Origin of the sequence: Burkholderia sp. AU4i (assembly GCF_000466765.1) — a bacterium.
GTDB lineage: Bacteria > Pseudomonadota > Gammaproteobacteria > Burkholderiales > Burkholderiaceae > Burkholderia > Burkholderia cepacia.
This window is the reverse complement of the sequence record NZ_ASSI01000118.1, coordinates 1-7,189: the sequence shown is the minus strand read 5'-3', so window position 1 is coordinate 7,189 and position 7,189 is coordinate 1. Positions and strand designations below refer to the sequence as shown.

General features: G+C 70.2%; 2 protein-coding genes and 1 pseudogene. All 3 read left to right on the top strand.

Features of this window, described 5'->3' with window-relative positions:
• Positions 1 to 190, top strand: a pseudogene (locus L810_RS25955) (SIS domain-containing protein); the annotation flags it as partial.
• Positions 191 to 205: 15 nt separating this feature from the next.
• Positions 206 to 2,788 carry a phosphoenolpyruvate--protein phosphotransferase gene (gene ptsP / locus L810_RS25950; protein WP_042976192.1) on the top strand — a complete coding sequence of 861 codons (2,583 nt, stop codon included), beginning with the start codon at positions 206 to 208 and terminating at the stop codon, positions 2,786 to 2,788.
• Between the two features lie 97 nt (positions 2,789 to 2,885).
• Positions 2,886 to 4,655 (top strand): N-acetylglucosamine-specific PTS transporter subunit IIBC, encoded by a 1,770-nt coding sequence (nagE, locus tag L810_RS25945; protein ID WP_021161277.1) that lies wholly within the window; start codon positions 2,886 to 2,888, stop codon positions 4,653 to 4,655.
• Positions 4,656 to 7,189 lie beyond the last annotated feature (2,534 nt).

Below are 7,189 nucleotides of genomic sequence, written 5' to 3'. Positions count from 1 at the left end.
GGCGGTGCTGCTCGCGGCGCCCGCCGGCACGCCCGGCGCGACCTTGCCGCTCGCGCAGTCCGCCCACTCGGCGCTCGACCCGATCGCCGCCATTCTTTCGTTCTACGTGATGGCGGCGGATCTCGCCGTCGCGCGCGGCCGCAACCCCGACACGCCGCGCCACCTGAACAAAGTCACCGAAACGCACTGATAGCCGAGACAGCCGATGAGACGCGCCGAGGAGTCCCAGTTGAAGAGTTCCACCCATGATCAGATCGTCCTGCTCAGCCCCTTGACCGGGCCGATCGTCGCGCTGGCCGACGTGCCCGATCCGGTGTTCTCCGGCGGGATGTTCGGCGACGGCATCGGCATCGACCCGCTCGCGGGCCAGCTCGTCGCGCCGTGCGCGGGCGTCGTGTCGCATCTCGCGCGCACCGGCCACGCGGTGACGATCACGACGCCGCAAGGCGCGGAAGTGCTGCTGCACATCGGCATCGACACCGTCGAGCTGAACGGGCAGGGCTTCACCGCGCACGTCGAGGCCGGCACGCGTGTCGAGGCGGGCGCGCTGCTGATCGAGTTCGACCAGGACGCGGTGGCGCGCAGCGCGCATTCGCTCGTGTCGGTGATCGCGATCGCGAACTCGGATGCGTTCGAGGTCGTCAATCGTGCCAGCGGCTTCGCGACGGCCGGCAAGACGCCGCTGCTCACGCTGCGCGGCAAGGGCGAAGCGGCTGCGCAGGCGGCACAAACCGGCGCAGCCGCGCATCACGAAGTGCGCCGTGAAATCGTGCTGGCCCAGCCGGGTGGCCTGCACGCACGGCCGGCCGCGCGTGCGCGCGAAGCCGTGCGCGGGTTCGACGCGACCGTCGACGTGCTGTTCGACGGCCGCAAGGCGTCGATCGCGAGCGTCGTCGGCCTGCTCGGCCTCGGTGCGGGCGAAGGCGCGACGGTCGAACTGGTCGGCCGTGGCGCGCACGCACAGCAGGCCGTCGATGCGGTCGAGCACGAGCTGCTGCGCGAAGCACACGGCGAAGTCGAGGAAAAGCCGGCGCGGCTGAGGTCGCCCGCGCCGCAGACGGTTGCGCGCAACGTCGGCGCACCCCTTGACCCGAATACGCTCGCGGGCGTGTGCGCGGCACCCGGCATCGCGGTCGGCACGCTGGTGCGTCTCGACGATGCGGAGATCGTGCCGCCCGAACAGGCCGCCGGCACGCCCGCGTCGGAGAGCCGCCAGCTCGACCAGGCGCTGAAGGCCGTCGACGCCGAACTCGACGAAACGGTGCGCCACGCATCGGCGCGCGGCGCGGTCGGCGAAGCGGGCATCTTCGCGGTGCACCGCGTGCTGCTGGAAGACCCGACGCTGATCGACTCAGCACGCGACCTGATCAGCCTCGGCAAGAGCGCGGGCTTCGCATGGCGCGCGACGATCCGCACGCAGATCGACACGCTGTCGAAGCTCGACGACGCGCTGCTCGCCGAACGCGCGGCCGACCTGCGCGACATCGAGAAGCGCGTGCTGCGCGCGCTCGGTCATACGAACGGTGCCGCGCGTGCGCTGCCCGACGAAGCGGTGCTCGCGGCCGAGGAATTCACGCCTTCCGATTTGTCGTCGCTCGATCGCCAGCGCGTGACCGCGCTCGTGATGGCGCGCGGCGGCGCGACGTCGCACGCGGCGATCATCGCGCGCCAGCTCGGCATTCCGGCGCTGGTGGCGGTCGGCGATGCGCTGTACGCGATCCCGGACGGCACGCAGGTCGTCGTCGATGCGAGCGCGGGCCGGCTCGAACATGCGCCGACCGCGCTCGACGTCGAGCGCGCGCGGCACGAGCGCCAGCGCCTGGACGGCGTGCGCGAGGCGAACCGGCAACTGGCGGGGGCTGCGGCCGCCACCGTCGACGGGCGCGCGATCGAGGTCGCCGCGAACATCGCGACGCTCGACGACGCGAACACCGCGGTCGACAACGGCGCCGACGCGGTCGGCCTGCTGCGTACCGAGTTGATGTTCATCCATCGCCAGGCCGCGCCGACGGTCGTCGAGCACCAGCAGAGCTACCAGTCGATCGTCGACGCGCTGCAGGGCCGCACGGCGATCATCCGCACGCTCGACGTCGGCGCCGACAAGGAAGTCGATTACCTCACGCTGCCGCCCGAACCGAACCCGGCGCTCGGCCTGCGCGGCATCCGTCTCGCGCAGGTGCGCCCCGACCTGCTCGACGATCAATTGCAGGGCCTGCTCGCGGTGAAGCCGTTCGGCGCGGTGCGCATCCTGCTGCCGATGGTGACCGACGCGGGCGAGCTCGTGCGCCTGAAAAAGCGCATCGACGAATTCGCGCGCGCCCAGGGCCGCACCGAGCCGGTCGAGGTCGGCGTGATGATCGAGGTGCCGTCGGCCGCGCTGCTGGCCGACCAGCTCGCGCAGCACGCGGATTTCCTGTCGATCGGCACCAATGACCTGACGCAGTACACGCTCGCGATGGACCGCTGCCAGGCCGATCTCGCCGCGCAGTCGGACGGCCTGCACCCGGCCGTGCTGCGCCTGATCGACATCGCGGTGCGCGGTGCCGCGAAGCACGGCAAGTGGGTCGGCGTGTGCGGCGCGCTCGGCGGCGATCCGCTCGCGGTGCCGATCCTGGTGGGCCTCGGCGTGACCGAGCTGTCGGTCGACCCCGTATCGGTGCCGGGCATCAAGGCGCGTGTGCGCCGTCTCGATTACCAGTTGTGCCGTCAGCGCGCGCAGGATCTGCTCGCGCTCGATTCGGCACAGGCGGTAAGGGCAGCAAGTCGCGAGGTCTGGCCGCTCGACTGAGCGTCGACGGCAGGTTCGCGACCCGTATTACGACGAAGGCAGTCAGCTCAACGACGATTAACGACGCTTAACGACGAGACAAGGATTGGAGGACTGAATGAACGGGAATCCGTTTCTGAAAATACAGGGCCTGGGCCGGGCACTGATGCTGCCGATCGCGGTATTGCCGGTCGCCGGCATCCTGCTGCGACTCGGCCAGCCTGACGTGTTCAACATCAAGATGATCGCCGACGCCGGCGGCGCGATCTTCGACAACCTGCCGCTGCTGTTCGCGATCGGCGTGGCGGTCGGTTTCGCGAAAGACAACAACGGCGTGGCGGCACTCGCGGGCGCGATCGGCTACCTGATCGAAACCGCGATCATGAAGGACATCGATCCCAAGCTGAACATGGGCGTGCTGTCCGGGATCATCGCGGGTGTCGTCGCGGGCCTGCTGTACAACCGCTACAAGGACATCAAGCTGCCGGACTACCTTGCGTTCTTCGGCGGCAAGCGGTTCGTGCCGATCATCACGGGGCTGGTGTGCGTGGTACTCGGCATCGCGTTCGGGTACGTGTGGCAGCCGGTCCAGCATGCGATCGACGCGGCCGGCCAGTGGCTGACGACGGCGGGCGCGATCGGTGCGTTCGTGTTCGGCTTCCTGAACCGCCTGCTGCTCGTCACGGGCCTGCACCACATCATCAACTCGCTCGCGTGGTTCGTGTTCGGCAACTTCACGCCGCCCGCCGGCGGCGAGATCGTGCACGGCGACCTGCACCGCTTCTTCGCGGGCGACCCGACCGCGGGCACCTTCATGGCCGGCTTCTTCCCGATCATGATGTTCGGCCTGCCGGCCGCGTGTCTCGCGATGCTGCACGAGGCACCGAAGGAGCGCCGCGCGATGGTCGGCGGCCTGCTGTTCTCGATGGCGCTCACGTCGTTCCTGACCGGCGTGACCGAGCCGATCGAATTCAGCTTCATGTTCCTCGCACCGGTGCTGTACGTGATCCACGCGGTGCTGACGGGGCTGTCGCTCGCGATCTGCCAGATCCTCGGCGTGAAGCTCGGTTTCACGTTCTCGGCCGGCGCGATCGACTACGTGCTGAACTACGGGCTGTCGACGAAGGGCTGGATCGCGATCCCGCTCGGCATCGCGTACGGCGCCGCGTATTACGGGCTGTTCCGCTTCTTCATCCGCAAGTTCAACATGGCTACGCCGGGCCGTGAGCCGGCATCGGCCGACGCGGCCGCCGAATCGTACGCATCGGGCGGCTTCGTCGCGCCGGCGGCGGGCGCCGCTGCGGTGGCTGCCGCGCCGCGCGCGCAGCGCTACATCGCCGCGCTCGGCGGGGCGGGCAACCTGTCGGTCGTCGACGCATGCACGACGCGCCTGCGCCTGACCGTCGTCGATCCGGAGAAGGTCTCGGAGCCGGAACTGAAGTCGATCGGCGCGCGCGGCGTGCTCAAGCGCGGCGGCAACAGCGTGCAGGTGATCATCGGGCCCGAGGCGGACATCATTGCCGACGAGATGCGTGCCGCGATCGGCAGCGGCGCGACCGGTGCCGCGTCGACGGCGACGGCCGCCGCGGCGCAACCCGTCACGGGTGCGGCCGCCGGTCCGCTCGATCCGGAGCCGACGCGCTGGCTCGCGGTGTTCGGCGGCGCGACCAACGTCGTGTCGCTCGACGCGATCGCGACCACGCGCCTGCGTGTGGTCGTGCGCGATCCGTCGGCGGTCGATCGCGATCGTCTCGGCGCGCTCGACGTCGCGTGGGTGTCGCTCGACACGTTCCACATCGTCTGCGGCAATGCGGCGGCACGCTACGCCGAACAGCTCGGCGCGCGCCTGCCGCCGTCGGGCAGCGGGGCGGCCGCCCAGCCGGCCTGATGTGACCAGGCCGGCCCGATCCGCGATGCGGATTCGGGCCGGCCGGCAAAACGAAAACGGCTTGCGATCCTTGCGTCGCAAGCCGTTTTTTCTTGGTGCGGGCGATGGCGCGATGCACGTGTTTGCATCGCGCATCGCCCGGTCGTTCAGCCGATCACGGATTCGTCAGCGTGAAGGTCGGCTTCCGGTAGCCGACACCGGCACGGTCGAGCTTCGGCAATTCGCGTTGCGTGAGCAGCGTCGCGAAACCGGCCCAGTCGCGCTGCAGCGCGGCCGCGTCGACGTGATGCGTGTCGCCGCGCTTGAAGCGCACGCCGGCCGCATACGGCAGTTCCCAGTCGGCGCGGTGCCAGGCGCGCTCGGCGAGCGCGAGCAGCCGCGGATAGGCCATGTATTCGAGGAAGGTGTCGTTGCGCATCACCTCGCCCCATGCCTGGCCCTGCATGCCTTCGATGCGCGGCGCGGGGCCCGTGCCGGTTACCTCGAACGGGTTGCCGTCACGGTCGCCCATCACTTCGGCGTTTTGCGGCAGGTTCTCCGGCGCGAGCGAGAACACCTTGTACTCGTCCGTCGCGTGCGAGCCCCAGTAGTAGCCGCGCTCGCGCGGGTTGAGCGTGTACGGGAAGTCGAAGTACAGGTAGTCCGGCAGTGCGAGCACCGTCAGGTAGCCCTTGCCGCTCAGGTCGCGCGCGCTGTCCGACGCCCCCCAGAAGATCGTGTCCCACAGCGACACCATCACGTGGCGCGTGCTGAAGTCCTGCGGCCCGTTCGCATGCTTGATGCCGTCCTGCCACGCGGCCATCGTGTCGATTCCGTTCGCGTTGACCGCCGCGCTCACCTGCTGCGCGAAACGCGTCGGCAGCTCGTCGATCGACTTGATCTCGCCGCGCTGGAGCAATGCCGTGCATGCGGGCGAACGCGCCCACGGCTTGTCCTGCGCGGCGAGATCGATGCGCCCCTTGTTCGGATCGGTGCCGTTCAGCGGCTGGAAGCCCGCGCCGAGGAAGATGTTCTTCGCCTCGTCGCCGCCGTAATGCCAGATGTGCAGCGGCGCCTGCGCATCGGCATGCATCGCCGCGATCTCGCGGATCACCTTCGATGCGAAATTGAGCGCGCCCGGCACGCACGGGTTCAGGTCGCTGCGGCGGTCGTAGAACTGCACCGTCGTCAGGTTCGACGTGTCCTGCGGATCGAGCAGCCGGTATGCGTTCGCTTCCTGCTCGCGCCCGGCCGCATGCAGCCGCCGGTAACGTGCCTCCATCGTCACGACGGCCGCGCGCGCATGCGCGGGCATGTCGATCTCGGGGACGATCTCGACGAAATGCGCGGCCGCGTAACGCACGAGCGCCACGTAGTCGTCGCGGGTCAGGTAGCCGCCGCCCGAGCGGTTGTCCGGGCCGGAGCCGAGCTGCGGCAGCAGGCAGCGCGTCTCGCTCGGATCGTGACAGCGGCGCGAGCCGATCCCGGTCAGTTCGGGCAGGCCGGGAATCTCGATGCGCCAGCCCTCGTCGTCCGACAGGTGCAGGTGCAGGCGATTGAGCTTGTACGCGCTCATCTGGTCGATCAGGCGGCGCAGCGTCGCCGGGTGCTTGAAGTTGCGTGCGAGGTCGACGTGCATCCCGCGATGCGTGAAGCGCGGCGCATCCTCGACGAGCATCGCCGGGATCGGGCCGCCGCCGGCCGGTGCGAGCGAGTAGAGCGTCTGCACGCCGTAGTAGAGGCCGGCGCGATCGTAGCCCTCGATCAGCACGCCGCGCGGCCCGATCGCGAGCCGGTAGCCGCCCGGCGTCGCGATGTCGGCCGGCAGCCGGCGCGGCGCGACGGCGCCCCGCACCGACACGCGCGCGCCGTCGAGCCCGAGTGTCGTCGCACGTTCGCGCAGCGCCGCGACCTGCGCGTCCGGCAGATCGGGCAGGGCGAGCTCGACACCGCGCAGCTCGAGCGTGCCGGGCAGCGGCTGCTCGCGCTTCACACTTGGCAGCGCGCGGCTCGGGTCGGGCCGTGCGGCCACGGGCGGCGCGTTGCCCGTCGAGTTGTTCTGCGCGTCGGCCGGCAGCGATTCGACGTAGCGCAGCTCGTCGTCGGTGTCGTCGTAGCGGAGCACGGCGGGCGGCGCGCCCTCGACGACCACGTACGGGCGCGGGATCACGTCGCTGTAGCGCAGCAGCCAGTATTCGGCGACGAACGGCAGTTCGATGCGTTCGCCCGGTGCCAGCCGCACCGAGCCGGGTTGCGGTGTCAGCTCGTACAGGTCGCCGGTGAGCCGCCGCAGCGCGAAGCCGGGGCGATCGATTCGCAGCAGGCGGCGGATGCTGTGCAGGTAGAGCTTCCAGCCGCCGTCGGCGATCGCCTGATGGCCGCGGTTCTGCAGGATCAGGCGGCCCGTCGCGCAGGCCGCGCCGTCGGCGCCGAGGTCGGCGCACGGCACGCCGGCCGAGGCCGCGTGATTGTTGTCGACGGCGACGCGCAGCGCGAGGCCGTTCGACAGCCGCGCCGCGAGATCGGAAGAGCGTCGTGTAGGGAAAGAGGGTAGA